The following is a 17,135-nucleotide window of genomic DNA, read 5'->3' on the forward strand; positions in this document are numbered from 1 at the left end:
TTGTACCGCTACCGGCGAAGACTTAAAAGAAGAACGCGAAGATCCGCGGAAGGAGCACCGCTGCTCATGGCCAAGATCAAGGTCCAGGGCACCGTCGTCGAACTCGACGGCGATGAGATGACCCGCATCATCTGGCAGTTCATCAAGGACAAGCTGATTCACCCGTACCTGGACGTGAACCTGGACTACTACGACCTGGGTATCGAGGAGCGGGACCGCACCGACGACCAGGTCACGGTCGACTCCGCGAACGCGATCAAGAAGCACGGCGTCGGCGTCAAGTGCGCCACGATCACCCCGGACGAGGCGCGCGTCGAAGAGTTCGGCCTCAAGAAGATGTGGCTGTCCCCGAACGGGACGATCCGCAACATCCTCGGCGGCGTGATCTTCCGCGAGCCGATCGTCATCCAGAACATCCCGCGGCTGGTGCCGACGTGGACGAAGCCGATCATCATCGGCCGCCACGCCCACGGCGACCAGTACAAGGCGACCAACTTCAAGGTGCCGGGCCCGGGCAAGCTGACCGTCAGCTACACCCCGGACGACGGCTCCGAGCCGATGGAGTTCCAGGTCGCACAGTTCCCCGAGGGCGGCGGCGTCGCCATGGGGATGTACAACTTCAAGAAGTCGATCGAGGACTTCGCGCGCGCGTCGCTGCAGTACGGCCTCGACCGCGGCCTGCCGGTCTACCTCTCCACCAAGAACACGATCCTCAAGGCCTACGACGGCCAGTTCAAGGACGTGTTCGAGGAGATCTTCCAGAACGAGTTCAAGGCCGACTTCGACGCCAAGGGCATCTCCTACGAGCACCGCCTGATCGACGACATGGTCGCCGCGGCGATGAAGTGGGAGGGCGGCTACGTCTGGGCGTGCAAGAACTACGACGGTGACGTCCAGTCCGACACGGTCGCGCAGGGCTTCGGCTCGCTGGGCCTGATGACGTCGGTGCTGCGCACGCCGGACGGCCGGACCGTCGAGGCCGAGGCCGCGCACGGCACGGTCACCCGGCACTACCGCCAGCACCAGCAGGGCAAGCCGACGTCGACCAACCCGATCGCGTCGATCTACGCCTGGACCCGCGGCCTCGAGCACCGCGGCAAGCTGGACGGCAACCAGGAGCTGATCGGCTTCGCGAACACGCTGGAGCAGGTCGTCGTCGAGACCGTCGAGAGCGGTCAGATGACGAAGGACCTCGCGCTGCTCATCAGCAAGGACCAGCCGTGGCAGACGACCGAGGAGTTCCTCGCGACGCTGGACGACAACCTGGCAAAGAAGATCGCCCAGGGCTGAGTGGTCTGAAGGGGCCCTCTTCCCGGTTCGCCGGGAAGAGGGCCTTTTTCGTACACCGTGCGTCACCGGTGGGTGATGCGGACTGGCGCCTCCGGGTGGTTGCTGCGTCCGGCGCTGTCCGTGTGGGTAAAGGATTGCCTACCCTTGGCGGGGGACGGGGCTCGCGGTTGGAGGAAGGCATGTCGAAGAAGACTCTGATCATCTTGGGCGCCATCGTCCTGGTCGTCATCGTCTACGTGACGAACACGAACAAGCAGGCTTCGGGAGCGTCGGCCACCGGCTGCAAGGTGACGGTGACCGCGGACGTCCTCAACGCCCGCGAGACGGCCGACGGCAACGCGAAGGTCGTCGGGAAGTACCTGCGTGACGCCCAGTTCGACGCGCTGCCGGGCGTGCAGAACGGCTTCCGGAAGGTGGCCGACGACAAGTGGGTGGCCGCCGCGTTCACCGAGCCGGTCGCCGGTTCCGCCTGCTGAGTCCTTACACGCCGAGCAGGTCGGCCGCGAGCGTGACGACGCCGAAGGCCGCGGCCGACAGGCCCAGTGTCCGGGCGCGCTTCGGGTCGCGTTTCGCGGCGGCCCGCCAGTAGAGGCCGATGCCGACCGCCAGCAACAGCAGTTCGACGACGGCCGAGACGGCGGGCAGCCGCCACAGCCCGAAGCCGAACGTGGGCAGGTCGCCGGCGTTGCCCGGCAGGATCGGCAGGTCGGCGCGGTGCACGACGAGGTCGAGCAGCCAGTGCGAGAAGACGACCGCGCTCAGTATGAGCCCCGTTTCACGGCCCAGCCACCGGCTCGCGACGGCGCCGAAGAGCGCGGAAAGGACGAGCGCGCCGACGAGGGAGTGCGTGTAGTCGGCGTGGATGACGCCGCCGCCGTAGCCCGCGCCGTCGACGGTCTCGATGCCGCTGAGGTAGAGCGGCACGAAGACGACGTCGAGCCAGGCGGTGGCGAGCATGAGCGTCCAGACGGGAATGGCGGGCCGGCCGGCCTTGACGGCGGCGGCGAGCCCGAAGTGCCCGGCGATCATCTGCGGGCCTCCGTCCAGGGGAAGCGGGCGTCGAGCACGCCGAGCCCGACGGTGAAGAGGAGGACGGCGAGGATGAAGCTCATTTCTGCTCCTGCTCCGAGTAGGTGGTCAGGCCTTGGACGAGCATGGTTTTGAGGACTTCGAAGCTCTGGTCGACGTCTTCGGGCCGCCCGAAGCCGCCGGAGGCTTCGAGCCCGGCGAACCCGTGCACGGCGGCGCGGAGGGAGCGCGTGGCGTGCACGGCCCGGGCGTGGTCGAAGCCGTAAGGGCGTAGGACGGCGAAGACGACCTCGGCGACGGCGTGGGTGGCCTTGCTGAGTTCGGTGTCGGTTTCGTCGGGGGCGGTGGCGAGCGCATGGGTGCGGCGCGGGTGGCGCCGCAGGTAGTCCCGGTAGGCATCGGCGACGGCCCGGACGGCATCGCCGCCTTCGCGCCCGGTGGCGGCTTTTGTCAGGGTTTCGGCCATCTCCTGCACGACCCGGAGGTCGATCAGGCGGCGCAGGTCGGCGAGGTTCTTGACGTGCTTGTAGAGGGAGGGCGCGGCGACGTTGGCGCGTTCGGCGACCTTGGCGAGGGTGAGGGCTTCGGGGCCGGACGCGTCGATGATCTTGAGAGCGAGGTCGACCACGGCGTCGGTGGTCAGGCCGGCTCTAGGAGACATGGTGGCTACTTGACATAGCTTTAAAGCTAATGGTCATAGCTTTGGGGGTCAAGGGCCGGTTTTTGTCGGTGGTGGGTGTTAGAACTGCGGTAGGTCGAAGATCGGAGGTGAGCCGACGCCCGGGGCCGGGCGACAACTGAATGCGGCATGGGTTTCGAGGTGGTGTCCGCGGGGTCTCCAGGGGGAGTTCCGCGGGCAGGGGCTTCGGGGGTTCGTGCGGTGGGCCGGAGGGGTTGAGCCCGGGGAACGCGCTTGGACGGGGGTCCGGGTGCGGGGTGGAGGCTCCTTCGGACCCGCCGGACGGCGGCCCGTGAGGCGAAGGCGGCTTCGGGCGGCTGGCGTCCTGTTGTCGGCGTGCGCCGGGGTGGAGGTTGGCCGGTGCCGCGGCTGGAGGCTGGTGCTGTGCGGGCCAAGGGGTGGCCCGAGCGGGCGGGGGAGTTCGCTGCGAGGCCTGGCCCGGCAGCGGCCGAGCGAGACCGGCCATGAGGCGCAGGTGTAGGCCGCGCTTGGGATCCTCTTCCGAGCCGAGCCGAGCCGAGCCGAGCCGAGCCGAGCCGAGCCGAGCCGAGCCGAGCCGAGCCGAGCCGAGCCGAGCCGAGCCGAGCCGAGCCGAGCCGAGCCGAGCCGAGCCGAGCCGAGCCGAGCCGAGCGTCAAAGCTCGACCGTGCGCCCTTCCTCCGCCACCAGCACCTCGCCGCCGAACTGCGCGCGTGCCTCCGCGGCCGCGGCCAACCGATCGGTGCCCGGCCAGAAGTGCGTCAGCATCAACCGGCGCGCTCCGGCCGCGGCTGCCCACTCGCCCGCCTCCGCGGCCGTCATCAAGTACCGCGGCTCGTCCCCCGGGGGCGGCGTCCGGTAGGTCGCGTCGCAGATGAGCAGGTCGGCGTCGCGCCCCAGCTCGGCTAGCACCGGCGAAGGCCCCGTGTCACCCGTGTATGCCACGGTCAGCCCAGGCGCGGCCAGCCGCACGCCGAAGTTCGGCACGTGGTGCGGCAACGCGAACGTCGTCAGCCGGAACGGCCCGACCGCGGTCGCCGGCTCGAGGTCGTGCACCGAGAACACCTCCGTCGGGTGCGGCCGCGGCTCCATCGCCGCGAGCCGGGCGACCGTGCCCGGCGTGCAGTACAACGGCAGCCGCGGACCGTCGCCGTAGTACGAGGCCCGCCCGAGCGCGCTCACGTCCGCGCAGTGGTCCGGGTGCTCGTGCTTCACTACCACCGCGTCCGGCAGCCCGTGGCCGAACAGGCGCGAGGCGGCGCCGTACCCGAGGTCCAGGACCACGCGGAACCCGTTGTGCGACAACAGGAATCCGGCGCACGCCCGCCCGGCTTCGGGGAACGCGCCGCAGCTGCCGAGCACCGTCAGCTCACCCATGCCCGGCAGTCTGGCAGAGCGAGGTAGCGTGCGGGACGTGCTGACCGTCTCCACCGTGAACGTCAACGGACTCCGCGCCGCCGCCAAGAAGGGCTTCGTCGAGTGGCTCGCCACCACGAAGGCCGACGTCGTCGCCTGCCAGGAGGTGCGCGCCGAGGCGAGCCAGCTCCCGGCGAGCGTCGTCGAACCCGACGGCTGGTTCTCGGTGCACGCCCCCTCGGCCGTCAAGGGGCGCAACGGCGTCGCCGTCTACAGCCGCGAAGAGCCCGAAGAAGTCCGGATCGGCTTCGGGGAACCCGAGTTCGAAGACAGTGGCCGCTACCTCGAAGTCCACTTCGCGAAGGTCGTCGTCGCCAGCCTCTACCTCCCCAGCGGGGACGTCGGCACCGAACGCCAGGACGAGAAGGAACGCTTCATGGCCGCGTTCCTGCCTTACCTCGTCGAGCTCCGGGCCAAGGCCGCCGCGGCCGGGCGCGAGGTCGTCGTCGTGGGGGACTGGAACATCGCCTACGACACCGTCGACCTCAAGAACTGGCGCGGCAACCGCAAGAACTCGGGCTTCCTGCCCGAGGAACGCGCCTGGCTCGGCCGCGTCTACACCGAGGCCGGCTACACCGACGTCCAGCGCCGCCTCGACCCCGAAGGCCCCGGCCCCTACACCTGGTGGTCCTACCGCGGCCAGGCCTTCGACAACGACTCCGGCTGGCGCATCGACTGCCAGCTCGCGACCCCGGGCCTCGCCGAGAAGGTCGTCGACGTCGTCGTCGAGCGCGCCGCGTCCTACGACCAGCGCTGGTCCGACCACGCGCCGGTCACCGCCACCTACGACATCTAGGCGGCCCGGGCCGCGCGCCAGGCCGCGCTGTCCACGAAGTGGTTGTCGAACCGGTCCTGCGACGCCAGGATCTCCGCCGGCGACGCCTCGCCCCGCCGGATCCGGTCGATCATCCGGAAGTACTCGAAGCGCTCGACGCCGGGCGTGAACACGATCAGCACGTCGGCGCCGGACCGCGAAGTCGCCCCGAACGCGTGATTCGTGTGCGGTGGCACGAACAGCATGTCACCCGTCCGGACCGTCACGACGTCGTCGCCGTTCAGGACCTCGAGTTCGCCGTCCAGCATGAAGAACATCTCGGCGGACGAGGTGTGGAAGTGGGGCGTCGCGCCGTCGTGTCCGCGGCCCAGTGACGCGCGGTTCGTGCTCAGGTGCCCGCCGGTCTGGGAGACGTCGGCGAGCAGCGTCATCGTGTCGGGGGTCGAGCCGAGCTGCTCGGCTTCGTCGTGGCGTACCAGCAATGTCGTCATGCCCAGGATGGTTCCACGCCTGATAGTTCGTTGTCAAACTATCAGGCGGCGAATAGTGCTGGCGTCGAATAGGGTGGCGCTGTGACTGATGAAGACGCCGTCGACGCCGTCGTGTCGGCGTGGCACCGCGAACGCCCCGACCTCGACCTGGCCGCCATCGGCGTCGCCGGCCGGATGGGGCGGCTCGCGCTCGTGCTCGGCCCGGCGCAGGAGCGGGTGTTCGGGAAGTTCGGCCTGCAGCGCGGGGAGTTCGACGTCCTGGCCGCGCTGCGCCGCTCCGGGCGGCCCTACACGCTGATCCCGTCGGAGCTGTCGGCGACGCTGATGATGTCCCGCGCCGGCATGACGAGCCGCCTCGACCGGTTGGAGAAAGCCGGGTTCGTCGAGCGCACGCTGGACCCGAACGACCGCCGCAGCTTCCGCATCCGCTTGACGGCCAGTGGTTTCGACGCCGTCGACGCCGCGATGACCGAGCACACCGCGAACGTCTCCGAGCTGCTGTCGGGGTTGTCCAAAAAGGAACTGAGCCTGCTCGACGACGTCCTGCGCAAGCTGCTCGGCCACCTCGATCCCCAGTAACAGCACCAAAAAGGGCCTCCCCGAGTGGCCGGGGAGGCCCTTCTCGCCGCGCCCGGCTCAGCAGGACAGGTTGCCTCCGGTGGGAACCCCGAGGATCCCGGTGATCTGCGTGTACTTGTCGATCCGGCTCTGCACCTGGGCGGGGTTGCCGCCGTTGCACTCGATCGAGCCGTTGATGCTGCGGATGGTCTCGCCGAAGCCGCGCTGGTTGACCATCGCGTCGTGCGGCGTCATGGTGCCCGGGCCGGTCTGGGTGTTCCAGTACCAGAGGCCGGTCTTCCACGCGACGGCCGCGTTCTGCTCGACCTGGTAGGGGTTGCCCAGCAGATCGATGCCGAGCGCGTCGCCGGCGGCCTTGTAGTTGAAGTTCCAGCTGAGCTGGATCGGGCCGCGGCCGTAGTAGGCGGCCTGGCCGGCGGGGCAGCCGTAGGGCTGGCTCGCGTCGCAGTAGTGCGGGTAGTTCGCGGTGTTCTGCTCGACGATGTAGACGAGGCCGCCGGTCTCGTGGTTGACGTTCGCGAGGAACGCGGCGGCTTCCTGCTTCTTCACCGTGTCGTCGCCGGTGTTCGCGAAGCCGGGGTACGCGGACAGCGCGTCGGTCAGGCCGCTGTAGGTGTAGAAGCTGTTGCGGCCGGGGAATATCTGGTTGAACTGGGCTTCGCTGACGACGAAGGAGGCGTCCGCGGCGGCGGACGCGGTGGTGGCCGGCAGCACGACGGCGGCGCTCGCCGCGGCGAGCGCGCTCACCGCCACTCCGGCGCGCTTCAGGAACCGGGCAATCGACATTCGGGACTCCTCTTGATCACGCCGGTCGTGCGCGGTCCGACCGAGCCGAATGGGCTACTCCAAGAGGTATAGACCAATCACTATCGAGTGAAAAGTTTTCCGAATAAGACGACGCGATCGGACCAGTCCGCACTGCGACGAATGGCAGAGCGTGAGCCGATTTTGCGATGAACGGGTGATGACGGGCTGGACACGGATCGGTCACGCTCTACTTTGGGTATGAGCGTTCCGCCCTGCGCAACACCCACTTGGGCGGTTGGAGTGAACCGTGGGGGTGGCCGGACCGTGTTCTCGGTTGGGCGCTAGTCTCGGCCCCCGAGTCGATCGGGACGACAGGTCTTGACACGCTCGGTAGTTTTTTGACCAGCAGCACGCAGCGTCTCACTCAAACGGGTGAGCCTTTGGGTGAGACACACAGCGCTCGTCACTCGCGGGAGGCACTCCGGTGCGCAACCCAGGTCAATCCCTGATGCGGTCCACGCTGCGCGGATTCCGCGCGGCGGCGGTGGTCGCGCTCGTCCCGGCGGCATTGCTGCTGGCCGGCGGCACAAGCGCGTTCGCCGACGTGACCACCGCGCAGGCCGAAACGAACGCGGAGAGCTTCGGCGTGCTGGGCCCGGTCGGCCTGGTCGCGGTGGCGCTCGGCATCGTCGGGATGACGCTGGGTGTGCTGCGCCAGCGCCGCAAGGCCCGCGTGGCGGAGGCGGCCCCGGCGGTGCCCGAGGCCCCGGGCCCGGTCACGGCGATGGCCGAGGCGGTGCTCGGCGAGCCCGACGCCACGCCGACCCGCCCGTTTTTGACTCAAAACCCGCACGCCTGAGCGGCACGCCTCGCCGGCCGCGGCTGGTTGCTTGCACCGTGCTCTCGCTCTGAACCCCGCCGGCCACAGCCGACCCGGCCCCACGTGCTTGAGCCCGCCGCGCGCGCCGGAGCCGAAGGCCGCCTGTGCGCCTGAGCCCACCCGGCGCTGGCGGCGGCTGATGCCACAGCGGTTCGCCTCGGCTCTCGGGCAGCGGTGCACGCCTGAACTCGCCGGGTTGCCCCGGAGCCCAGAGACTCTGGCCGCCCCACGTGTGTGAACCCGCGCGGCATCGGCAGCGGCCGATGCCATGCCGGCTCGCCTCAGACCTCCCGCAGCGCAGCACACGTGAGCCCGCCGTGGGCAACCCGAGCCGAAGGACCCCGCGGGGCGCCGGTCGGTGGCCGATTCCGGCGCGCCGCTCCGGCTCCGCGAGCCTGAGCCGCCCCCGCGAGGACCCCGCGGGGCGCCGGTTGGTGGCCGATTCCGGCGCGCCGCTCCGCCTCCGCAAGCCTGAGCCGCCCCCGCCTGGGAAGCCTGTGTCCGGCGCCCACGTCGCCCACTCGGCCTGGAAGAATCCCCAGCTCCAACCCCCTCCGCGCCCACCACGGGTCCCGGCCTGGAAGAATCCTCCCGTGTCCGAAGAGCAGACCGTCGCCGCCGATCGTCGTCCGCGGGTCCTTTCCGGGATCCAGCCCACCGCCGACTCGTTCCACCTCGGCAACTACCTCGGTGCGCTGCGCCAGTGGGTCAAGCTGCAGGACACCCACGAGCCCTTCTACTGCGTCGTCGACCTGCACGCCATCACCGTCGAGCAGGACCCGAAGGTGCTTCGGCAGCGCACCCGCGTCTCGGCCGCTCAGCTGCTCGCCATCGGCATCGATCCCGCGCGCAGCGCCCTCTTCGTGCAGAGCCACGTTCCGGAGCACGCCCAGCTGAGCTGGGTCCTCGAATGCCAGACCGGCTTCGGCGAGGCCGGCCGGATGACGCAGTTCAAGGACAAGTCGGCCAAGCAAGGCTCCGACCGCTCCAGCGTCGGCCTCTTCACCTACCCGATCCTGCAGGCCGCGGACATCCTGCTCTACCGCGCGGACGCCGTCCCGGTCGGCGAGGACCAGCGTCAGCACCTGGAGCTCACGCGCGACCTCGCGCAGCGCTTCAACAACCGGCTCGGCAAGACGTTCGTCGTGCCCGAGCCGTACATCATCAAGGACACGGCGAAGATCTACGACCTGCAGGAACCGACGGCCAAGATGAGCAAGTCGGCCTCCAGCGCCAACGGCATCGTCGAGCTGCTCGAGGACCCGAAGCGCTCGGCGAAGAAGATCCGTTCCGCGGTCACCGACACCGGCCGCGAGGTCAAGTTCGACGCGGAGAACAAGGCGGGCGTCTCGAACCTGCTGACCATCTACTCGGCCCTGACCGACCGCACGATCCCGGACCTCGAAACGGCGTACGAGGGCAAGGGTTACGGCGACCTGAAGAAGGACCTCGGCGAGGTGTTCGTCGAGTGGGTCACGCCGATCCAGGAGCGCGCTAAGTCCTATTTGGACGATGTCGCCGAGCTGGACAAGATCCTCGCCGCCGGCGCGGAGCGGGCGCGCGAAGTGGCTTCGAAGACGCTGGCCAAGACGTACCAGCGGATCGGGTTCCTGCCGCCGGTGCGGTGAAGCTGATCCTGCTGAACGGCCCGCCGGGCAGCGGCAAGTCGACGCTGGCCCGGCGCTACGCCGACGACCACCCGCCGGCCCTGGCGCTGGACGTCGACCGGGTCCGGGCGACGATCGGCGGCTGGCGAACGGAACCGGGCGCGGCGGGATTGCTGGCCCGGGAGATCGCGCTGGCGGCGGCGCGCACGCACCTGTCGGCGGGACACGACGTCGTGGTGCCGCAGCTCCTGGCCCGCCCGGGCTTCGCCGAGCGCCTCGAAGCGCTGGCCGGCGAGACCGGGGCGAGCTTCCACGAGATCGTGCTGCTGCCGGGGCTCGAGGAGACGCGCCGGCGCTTCGCCGGGCGCGGGGAATCGGCAGTCGAGACGGCGCGACCGCTCACTGAGGAAGGCCTGGCCACGGCGTACGACCGCGTGGCCGAGTACGCGTCGACGCGGCCTCGGGCGGCGATCCTCGACGGCGCGACCACCTACCAGGACTTCCTCGCCTCCCTCACCTGAGCCGCTCGCGTTGCGGGAGTCACGGGGCGTGGTTAGCGTTTCACGGTGGCGAACGAAGAAACGAAGGAAAAGCTCCTGCCGCGGCTGCGGCGGAAGTACCCGTGGCTCGATCACCTGATCCGCGCCAACGACGCCTTCACCGAGCGGTACGGCAACCACTACGCCGCCGCCATCACCTACTTCAGCGTGTTGTCGGTCTTCCCGCTCTTCATGGTCGCCTTCGCGGTGGTCGGGCTCGTCGTCAACCACGACCAGACGATCATCACCAAGATCGCCGACGGCATCAACAACTCCGTGCCCGAGGGCCTCAAAGACCTCGTCAACGGCATCGTCAAGGGCGCGCTCGACTCCGGGGGCGGCATCGGGATCTTCGGTCTGCTCATCGCCCTCTACTCCGGCATCGGCTGGATGTCGAACCTGCGGGACGCGCTCACCGCGCAGTGGGGCCAGGAAAAGCAGTCGCAGCCGATCGTCAAGCAGACGCTCAAGGACCTCGTCGCGCTGATCGGGCTCGGGGTCGCGCTCGTCGTCTCCTTCGCGCTGACCGCCGTCGGCGGTGGGGTCGGGCAGTTCCTGCTCGAGCTCGTCGGGCTCGAACACGAGACCTGGGCGATCGTCCTGCTGCGCGGGGCGACCATCGTGCTCGGGCTGGCCGCGAACACCCTCGTCTTCGTCTGGGTCATCGCGCGGCTGCCGCGGGAGCGGGTCGCGCTGCGCAGCGCCGTCAAGGGCGCCGTGGTCGCCGCGATCGGGTTCGTCATCCTGCAGCAGGTCGGCTCGATCTACCTGGCCAGCGTGACGAAGTCGCCGTCGGCCGCGCTGTTCGGGCCGGTCATCGGCCTGCTCGTGTTCGCCAACCTCGTCTCGCGCTTCCTCCTGCTCATCACGGCGTGGACCGCGACGGCCAAGGAGAACCAGCACCAGGTCGTCGCGCCCCCGCCGCCGGTGCGGCTCGAGCAGAGCGTCACCGTGCAGCGCGGGCCCGGGCTCGGCGCCGTCGCGGGGGCCTTCAGCGCCGGGGCGCTGCTGGCGTGGCTCGGGGGCCGCCGCAAGTCTTGACACCGATCCGTCCAGTAAAGAAACTGAACCGGTAAGAAATCTGAACCGGAGGTTTCATGCTGGACGCCGCCCGCGAGTGCGCCGACCTCGCCAAGACCCTCGCGCCCGTCACCGAACAGCGGCGCGCGCTGCCGGCCGAGCTGGTCGCCAAGCTGACCGACGCCCAGCTCCTGCGCAGCGGCGTCCCCGGGCACCTGGGCGGCCCCGAAGCGCCGCCCGCGCTCAGCCTCGAAACCGCGGAGACGGTCGCGCGCGGAGACGCCTCGGCCGGCTGGTGCGTCTCGATCGCCGTGACGAGCAGCCTGCTCTCGGCCTACGCCCCGCGGAAGTGCGCGGAAGAGGTCTTCGGCGACCCGAGGACCGTCGCGGCCGGAGTCTGGGCGCCGCGCGGCGTCGGTCAAAAGGTCGACGGCGGCTACGTCGTGTCCGGCCGCTGGGCGTTCTGCAGCGGCATCCCGCACTGCGACTGGCTCTTCGCCGGTTTCGTGCACGAAAGCGCTCTCTACGTCGGAGCGTTCCCCAAAGCCGAGATCCAAGTCCTCGACACCTGGCACACGACCGGCCTGCGCGGCACCGGCAGCCACGACTGCGTGGCCGAGGAGCTGTTCGTCCCCGAGCACCGCGTCTTCTCGGTCATGGGCGGCCCGCCCGCGGACGCCGTCGCGCTGCACCGCTTCCCGCTCTTCGGCTACTTCGCGCTGTCGGTCGCGGCCGCGGCGCTGGGCAACGCGCGTGGCGCGATCGACGACCTCGTCGAACTCGCCTCGACGCGCAAGCCGCTCGGCTCCAGCCGGTCGCTGGCCGAGCGCTCGGCGACGCAGGCCGCCGTCGCGGAGGCCGAAGCCGCCCTGCGCGCGGCGCGGCTGCTCTACTACACCAGCATCGACGACGCCTGGCAGGCCGCGCAGGGCACCGAGCCCGTGCCGGACGCGCTCAAGCTGGGCCTGCGGCTGGCCGCCACGCACGTCACGCGCACGGCCGCGAAGGTCGCCGAAAGCATGTACGACCTGGGCGGCGGCGCGGCGATCTACGAGACTTCGCCGCTGCAGCGCCGGTTCCGCGACGCCCGCACCGCGACCGCCCACTTCCAGGTCAACCCAGCCAGCTTCGAGCTGCCGGGCAAGCTCCTGCTGGGCGTCCCGGCCCGCACGGAGCAGCTGTGACCGACCTGTCGCACCGGTTCACGAACGACTCGGTCGGCCGCGCGCTCGACCTGGTCGGGGAGCGGTGGAGCCTGCTCATCTTGCGCGAAGCGTTCTTCGGCGTGCGCCGCTACGGCGAGTTCGCGCGCAACCTCTCGATCCCGCGCCCGACGCTGTCCGCGCGGCTCAAGACCCTCGTCGACGCCCGGGTGCTCGACCGCGTCGACCCCGTGCCCGAGTACGTGCTGACCCAGGCCGGCCGGGACCTCTTCGGCGCCGTCGTCACGCTGATGCAGTGGGGCGACGAGCACCTCGCCGGGCCGGACGGGCCGCCGATCCGGTTGCGGCACAACGACTGCGGCGAGATCGGCGGCACGTTCGTCGCTTGTGGACACTGCGGCGGCGAGATCGCCACCGGCAACGTGACCCCGGAGCCCGGCCCCGGGTTCCGCTAGTTCGCGGCTTTCTTGCGCTGGTGCCCGACGACGAACCCGCCGACGATGACGAGGAACACGACCAGCGTGATGATCCAGCCGGTGACGCCGAACGGGTCTTCCTTGGCGCCGGCCGCGGCCGAGGACGTCCCGCTGTTGCCGGTGCCGCCGTCGGCGAGCACGGACGGGTCGGTGCCCGACGGCGTGGCCGCGGGTGCCTGGTAGCTGATCTGGCCGACCGGCGCGGCGCGGTCGGCCTCCAGCGCGAAGCCGTAGTCGAGCAGCTTCGCGGCCTGGTCGACGACCTTCGTCGGCTTCTGCTCGGCGCGCAGCATCACGACCGCGAGCCGCTTGCCCTTCTGCTGCGCCGCGCCGACGTAGGTGTGGCGGGCGTCGTCGGTGAAGCCGGTCTTGCCGCCGAGGAAGCCCGGGTAGACGCCGAGCAGCTTGTTGTCGTTGTAGATCGGGATGACCGGTTTGCCGCCGGTCGCCGGGATCTCGAAGTTCTTCGTCGAGACGACCCGCGCGAACTCCGGCTGCTTCATCGCGTAGTGGAAGATCAGGCTGAGGTCGTAGGCCGAGGTCGACATGCCCGGCCCGTCGAGCCCCGACGGCGTCGCGGCGCGCGTGTCCTCCGCGCCGATGCGGGCCGCCAGCGCGTTCATCTTGGCCACCGCGGAGTCGACCCCGCCGAGCGCCGTGGCGAACGCGTGCGCGACGTCGTTGCCCGAGTGCATCAGCAGGCCGTGCAGCAGCTGGTCGACGGTGTACTGGCCGCCCGCGACGAGGCCGACGCAGGTGCACTCCTGCTCGGCGTCCTCCTTCGTCGCGACGAGCACCTGCTGCGGGTTCAGCTGGGTGACGACGACGAGCGCGAGCAGCGTCTTGATCAGCGACGCGGGCCGCTGGCGGGCGTGCGGGTCCTTCGCCGCGATCACGGCGCCGGTGTCGAGGTCCTGGACCAGCCACGACGCCGCGGTGTTGCCCTCCGGCGGGTTCAGCGCGCCGTCCGGGGTGATCAGGCCGCACTCGGCCATCCGCGGGCCGCCGACCGGTTCGGCGGGCACGGCCAGCGGCGGCGGGACCAGCTTGCCGGGGGCGGGCTTCTCCGACGTGTCGACCGGGGCCGGCGGGGCCTGGCGGTTCGCGCACTGGCCCTGCTGCGGCGCCGCGGCCGCGAGGGCCGGGGTGCTCAGGGCCAGGAGGGCGGCGGCGAGCGTCGTCGTGAAGACCTTGAGCGACCGGGAGACAGCGGAGTGCACCCACGCAATCTAGCGCCGAGGCGCGCGTCGCATACTCAGGGGCATGCGCATTTCGCGAGGCACCTCGCTGTTCCTGCTGGCCTTCGGCGTCTGGTCGTGGATCATCTGGATCACGTTCGCCAAGAACCTGTGGGACAGCGACCGGGCCTGGGCCCCCGACGGCTCGCCCACGGCGTACTTCATCGTGCACGCGGTGCTGACGGTCGTGTCGTTCGTGCTGGGCACCATCATCGGCTTGCTGGGGTGGCGCGGGGTGCGCGCCGCTTCCTGACTTTGGTCGGTGGCGCGGTTTCCGGGGCCGGTTTAGGTTGACGCCACCGACTCTGGAGGTGGAATGTCCCGTTTACGCCGAATGGCGGCCCCGCTCGTGCTGGCCGTCGGGGGCGGCCTGTTCGCCGCGGCCCCGGCCGCCGAGGCCGCGCCGGTCGCGTGCGACACGACGAGCACGCCGTACACGTACGTGGTGACGTACCAGCCGGGCACGCGCGCGTCGACCGTCGATCGTGAGCTGGCGGCCAAGTGCGGCACGAAGGTGGCGTACTACGGCGAGATCGGCGTCGCGATCGCCAGCTCGCGCAACGCGGACTTCCAGCAGAAGATCGGCGTCTACCGGGCTTATTCGGGCGGTCGCGATGTGGCCTCCACGTCCGGTGCCGCGGCTCGTTCACTCGGTGCGGTGAAGACGCTGGAGGACACGCGTTCGGTGGCCGCCGCGGGTGACCTGTCGGCCCAGCAGTGGGACATGAAGGCGATCCACGCGCCCGAGGCGAACAAGATCTTCCAGGGCAGCCGCGCGGTGACGGTCGGCGTGCTCGACTCGGGCATCGACGCGACGCACCCGGCCCTTCGCGCGGCCGTTTCCCCCGCTGCCTCGGCGGGGTGTGTGAGCGGGGCGCCGGACCTCACGCCGGCGTCGTGGGCGCCGACGACGTCCGACCACGGAACGCACGTGGCGGGCACGATCGCCGGCAAGGACCCGGCGGCGGGCTTCACGGGCATCGCGCCGGGCGTGCGGCTGGCGTCGGTGAAGGTTGTCAACGACGACGGTTACATCTTCCCGGAGTCGGCGGTGTGCGGGTTCGTTTGGGCGGCCGAGCACGGCTTCCAGGTGACGAACAACAGCTACTACGTCGACCCGGGGATGTTCTTCTGCTCGCGTGAGCCTGGGGATGCGGCTGCTTACGAAGCCGTGCGTCGCGCTATCGAGTTCTCTTCGCGGCGCGGGGTGCTGAACGTGTCGGCTGCTGGTAATTCGGGGTTCGACACGACTTCGCAGACTACGGACCCGAATCGGCCTCATCCGGTGGACTCTTCGTGTGGGATCTTGCCGAAGGCCATCGACGGTGTGGTGAAGGTGTCGTCGGTGGGTTATGCGGGGACCAAGTCGTCGTTCAGCAACTACGGTGCCATCGATGTGACGGCTCCTGGGGGTGACTTCTCGCAGCTGCCGCCTTCCGGTGAGGGTCCTTCTTGCCCGTTGTCGACGACTGTGTTCGGTGGGTTGTACGGGTCGAAGTGTGGGACTTCGATGGCTTCGCCGCATGCTGCTGGGGTTGCCGCGTTGCTGGCTTCTCGGTTCCGTGGGGCGCCGCCGTCGTTTATTGCGCGGTTGCTTGAGGGGGAGGCCGATGTCGTGAAGTGCGCTTCGACGGAGACTGAGTGCACTGGGCCGGCGAAGAACAACTCTTACTACGGGCATGGGTTGGTCAACGCTCTGGATGCGGTGCGCTGACGGGCGGGCGGTCTCTGCCGCGGCTTGGTTCTTCCGCGGCTGAGCGGGTCCGACCTCCCCCGCCCCTCCGGTGGGATTCTCAGCCGCCGGGCGGGTTTGTCAAGGCGGGAAAGCGTGCCTTGACAAACCCGCCCGTCGGCTGAACTGCGGCTGGGATGAGGGGCGGGGGAGGTCTGGTGATCTCGTGGTCCTCTTGCTCTGCCGGCCGTCCGTTGCCATGGGAAAGGCCCTCCGGCGATCTTTGCCGGAGGGCCTTTCTCGTTTCGGGAAACTCAGACGCGCTTGAACAGCAGTGCGCGCTTCACTTCCTGGATTGCCTTTGTCACCTGGATGCCTCGGGGGCACGCGTCCGTGCAGTTGAACGTTGTGCGGCAGCGCCACACGCCCTCGCCGTCGTTCAGGATGTCCAGGCGCTCCTCCGCTCCCTCGTCGCGGGAGTCGAAGATGAACCGGTGGGCGTTCACGATTGCCGCCGGGCCGAAGTACGAGCCGTCGTTCCAGTACACCGGGCACGACGACGTGCAGCACGCGCACAGGATGCACTTCGTCGTGTCGTCGAAGCGATCCCGGTCCGCCTGGGACTGGATGCGCTCGCGTGTCGGCTCGTTGCCGTACGTGATCAAGTATGGCTTGATCGCCCGGTACGCCTCGAAGAACGGGTCCATGTCGACGTACAGGTCCTTCAACGTCGTCAGGCCCTTGATCGGGGCGATCGTGATCGTGGTCTTCTTGCCGTCCTTCTCCAGCAGGTCCTTCATCAGGACCTTGCACGCCAAGCGGTTGATGCCGTTGATCTGCATCGCGTCGGACCCGCACACGCCGTGCGCGCACGAGCGGCGGAACGAGAACGTTCCGTCGATGTAGTCCTTCACGTAGAACAGCAGGTTCAGCAGCCGGTCGGTGCGCTGCGCCGGGACGTCGTAGGACTCCCAGTGCGGCTCGCTGTCGACCTCTGGGTTGAACCGGAGGATCTTCAGCGTGACCGTGATCGGCGTGTGCTCGTCCGAAACGGAAGCCTCAGGAGATTCAGTGGCCGCAGTCATCAGTACTTCCGCTCCATCGGCTCGTAGCGGGTGAAGGTGACCGGCTTGTAGTCCAGCCGGATGTCGGACGACAGACCCGAGCCCTCCTTGTAGGCCATGGTGTGCCGCATGAAGTTCGTGTCGTCGCGGGTCGGGTAGTCCTCGCGGGCGTGGCCGCCGCGGGACTCCTTGCGCGCCAGCGCGCCCACGACCAGGACCTCGGCCAGCTCCAGCAGGAAGCCCAGCTCGACGGCTTCGAGCAGGTCGGTGTTGTACCGCTTGCCCTTGTCCGCCACCGTGATCCGCTGGTACCGCGCCTTCAGCGCCTGGACGTCGGTCAGCGCCTGCTTCAGCGTGTCCTCGGTCCGGTACACCGACGCGTGCGAGTCCATCGTCTGCTGCATTTCCTTGCGGATGTCGGCGACGCGCTCGTCGCCGTGCTCCGACAGCAGGCCCGCCAGCTGGTCCTCGACCAGCTTGGTCGGATCCGA

General features: G+C 69.6%; 19 protein-coding genes and 1 pseudogene. 12 read left to right on the forward strand and 8 right to left on the reverse strand.

The window, feature by feature from the left end:
* The first annotated feature begins 66 nt into the window (after window positions 1–66).
* Together ACERZO_RS46545 and ACERZO_RS46550 are read left to right on the forward strand one after the other, a co-directional pair.
* The gene (locus ACERZO_RS46545) at window positions 67–1,290 is read left to right on the forward strand and encodes an NADP-dependent isocitrate dehydrogenase (protein ID WP_290059736.1); all 1,224 of its coding nucleotides are present in this window, start codon (window positions 67–69) and stop codon (window positions 1,288–1,290) included.
* Window positions 1,291–1,469: 179 nt separating this feature from the next.
* The gene (locus ACERZO_RS46550; protein WP_086682383.1) at window positions 1,470–1,766 is read left to right on the forward strand and encodes a hypothetical protein; all 297 of its coding nucleotides are present in this window, start codon (window positions 1,470–1,472) and stop codon (window positions 1,764–1,766) included.
* A 4-nt stretch (window positions 1,767–1,770) separates the two neighbouring features.
* Here ACERZO_RS46550 and ACERZO_RS46555 read toward each other — a convergent pair whose 3' ends face one another.
* From ACERZO_RS46555 to ACERZO_RS46565, 3 genes are all read right to left on the reverse strand, one after another.
* Complete coding sequence (locus ACERZO_RS46555; protein WP_372672401.1) at window positions 1,771–2,319, reverse strand: permease; 549 nt, start codon at window positions 2,317–2,319, stop codon at window positions 1,771–1,773.
* Between the two features lie 79 nt (window positions 2,320–2,398).
* Entirely contained in the window at window positions 2,399–2,980 is a 582-nt protein-coding gene (locus tag ACERZO_RS46560) for a TetR/AcrR family transcriptional regulator (RefSeq protein ID WP_372672402.1), read from the reverse strand.
* Between the two features lie 651 nt (window positions 2,981–3,631).
* Entirely contained in the window at window positions 3,632–4,354 is a 723-nt protein-coding gene (locus tag ACERZO_RS46565; protein WP_372672403.1) for an MBL fold metallo-hydrolase, read from the reverse strand.
* A gap of 28 nt (window positions 4,355–4,382) precedes the next feature.
* On the opposite strand from ACERZO_RS46565, the gene ACERZO_RS46570 reads away from it, so the two are divergent.
* Complete coding sequence (locus ACERZO_RS46570; protein ID WP_372672404.1) at window positions 4,383–5,189, forward strand: exodeoxyribonuclease III; 807 nt, start codon at window positions 4,383–4,385, stop codon at window positions 5,187–5,189.
* On the opposite strand, the gene ACERZO_RS46575 is transcribed toward ACERZO_RS46570, so the two are convergent.
* On the reverse strand, window positions 5,186–5,659 hold the full coding sequence (locus ACERZO_RS46575; RefSeq protein ID WP_372672405.1) for a cupin domain-containing protein: 474 nt from the start codon (window positions 5,657–5,659) through the stop codon (window positions 5,186–5,188). The two genes, ACERZO_RS46570 and ACERZO_RS46575, sit on opposite strands and share 4 nt — an antisense overlap.
* A gap of 81 nt (window positions 5,660–5,740) precedes the next feature.
* Between ACERZO_RS46575 and ACERZO_RS46580 the strand changes: the two genes are divergently transcribed.
* Window positions 5,741–6,238 carry a MarR family winged helix-turn-helix transcriptional regulator gene (locus ACERZO_RS46580; RefSeq protein ID WP_372672406.1) on the forward strand — a complete coding sequence of 166 codons (498 nt, stop codon included), beginning with the start codon at window positions 5,741–5,743 and terminating at the stop codon, window positions 6,236–6,238.
* A 57-nt stretch (window positions 6,239–6,295) separates the two neighbouring features.
* Here ACERZO_RS46580 and ACERZO_RS46585 read toward each other — a convergent pair whose 3' ends face one another.
* Window positions 6,296–7,024 (reverse strand): chitinase, encoded by a 729-nt coding sequence (locus tag ACERZO_RS46585; protein ID WP_372672407.1) that lies wholly within the window; start codon window positions 7,022–7,024, stop codon window positions 6,296–6,298.
* 469 nt (window positions 7,025–7,493) lie between these two features.
* On the opposite strand from ACERZO_RS46585, the gene ACERZO_RS46590 reads away from it, so the two are divergent.
* The 6 genes from ACERZO_RS46590 to ACERZO_RS46615 all read left to right on the forward strand — a co-directional run bounded on the left by ACERZO_RS46590 (window position 7,494) and on the right by ACERZO_RS46615 (window position 12,649).
* Window positions 7,494–7,844 (forward strand): hypothetical protein, encoded by a 351-nt coding sequence (locus tag ACERZO_RS46590; protein ID WP_372672408.1) that lies wholly within the window; start codon window positions 7,494–7,496, stop codon window positions 7,842–7,844.
* Window positions 7,845–8,458: 614 nt separating this feature from the next.
* A complete protein-coding gene (trpS, locus tag ACERZO_RS46595; RefSeq protein ID WP_372672409.1) occupies window positions 8,459–9,493 on the forward strand; it encodes a tryptophan--tRNA ligase in 1,035 nt (344 codons plus the stop codon).
* Window positions 9,490–9,993 carry an AAA family ATPase gene (locus ACERZO_RS46600; RefSeq protein WP_372672410.1) on the forward strand — a complete coding sequence of 168 codons (504 nt, stop codon included), beginning with the start codon at window positions 9,490–9,492 and terminating at the stop codon, window positions 9,991–9,993. Before trpS ends, ACERZO_RS46600 begins: the two co-directional genes overlap by 4 nt.
* Before the next feature lie 45 nt (window positions 9,994–10,038).
* Entirely contained in the window at window positions 10,039–11,052 is a 1,014-nt protein-coding gene (gene yhjD / locus ACERZO_RS46605; protein ID WP_372672411.1) for an inner membrane protein YhjD, read from the forward strand.
* Between the two features lie 56 nt (window positions 11,053–11,108).
* On the forward strand, window positions 11,109–12,215 hold the full coding sequence (locus ACERZO_RS46610) for an acyl-CoA dehydrogenase family protein (RefSeq protein ID WP_372672412.1): 1,107 nt from the start codon (window positions 11,109–11,111) through the stop codon (window positions 12,213–12,215).
* Window positions 12,212–12,649 (forward strand): winged helix-turn-helix transcriptional regulator, encoded by a 438-nt coding sequence (locus tag ACERZO_RS46615; protein ID WP_372672413.1) that lies wholly within the window; start codon window positions 12,212–12,214, stop codon window positions 12,647–12,649. Before ACERZO_RS46610 ends, ACERZO_RS46615 begins: the two co-directional genes overlap by 4 nt.
* Here the strand turns inward: ACERZO_RS46615 and ACERZO_RS46620 are convergent.
* Complete coding sequence (locus ACERZO_RS46620; protein WP_372672414.1) at window positions 12,646–13,890, reverse strand: D-alanyl-D-alanine carboxypeptidase family protein; 1,245 nt, start codon at window positions 13,888–13,890, stop codon at window positions 12,646–12,648. The genes ACERZO_RS46615 and ACERZO_RS46620 overlap by 4 nt on opposite strands.
* Before the next feature lie 43 nt (window positions 13,891–13,933).
* Here ACERZO_RS46620 and ACERZO_RS46625 point away from each other — a divergent pair, with 43 nt between their 5' ends.
* Together ACERZO_RS46625 and ACERZO_RS46630 are read left to right on the forward strand one after the other, a co-directional pair.
* Window positions 13,934–14,161: an SCO4848 family membrane protein gene (locus ACERZO_RS46625; protein ID WP_372672415.1), complete on the forward strand. Its 228-nt coding sequence runs from the start codon at window positions 13,934–13,936 to the stop codon at window positions 14,159–14,161.
* A 63-nt stretch (window positions 14,162–14,224) separates the two neighbouring features.
* Window positions 14,225–15,622, forward strand: a complete 1,398-nt coding sequence (locus ACERZO_RS46630; RefSeq protein WP_372672416.1) for a S8 family peptidase — start codon at window positions 14,225–14,227, stop codon at window positions 15,620–15,622.
* Between the two features lie 272 nt (window positions 15,623–15,894).
* Here ACERZO_RS46630 and ACERZO_RS46635 read toward each other — a convergent pair whose 3' ends face one another.
* Entirely contained in the window at window positions 15,895–16,665 is a 771-nt protein-coding gene (locus ACERZO_RS46635) for a succinate dehydrogenase iron-sulfur subunit (RefSeq protein ID WP_372672417.1), read from the reverse strand.
* Window positions 16,665–17,135: pseudogene (locus ACERZO_RS46640) on the reverse strand (succinate dehydrogenase/fumarate reductase flavoprotein subunit); the annotation flags it as partial. The gene ACERZO_RS46635 and the pseudogene ACERZO_RS46640, both read right to left, overlap by 1 nt.

The sequence above is a fragment of the Amycolatopsis kentuckyensis genome (assembly GCF_041679295.1).
GTDB classification, from domain to species: Bacteria; Actinomycetota; Actinomycetes; order Mycobacteriales; family Pseudonocardiaceae; genus Amycolatopsis; species Amycolatopsis kentuckyensis_A.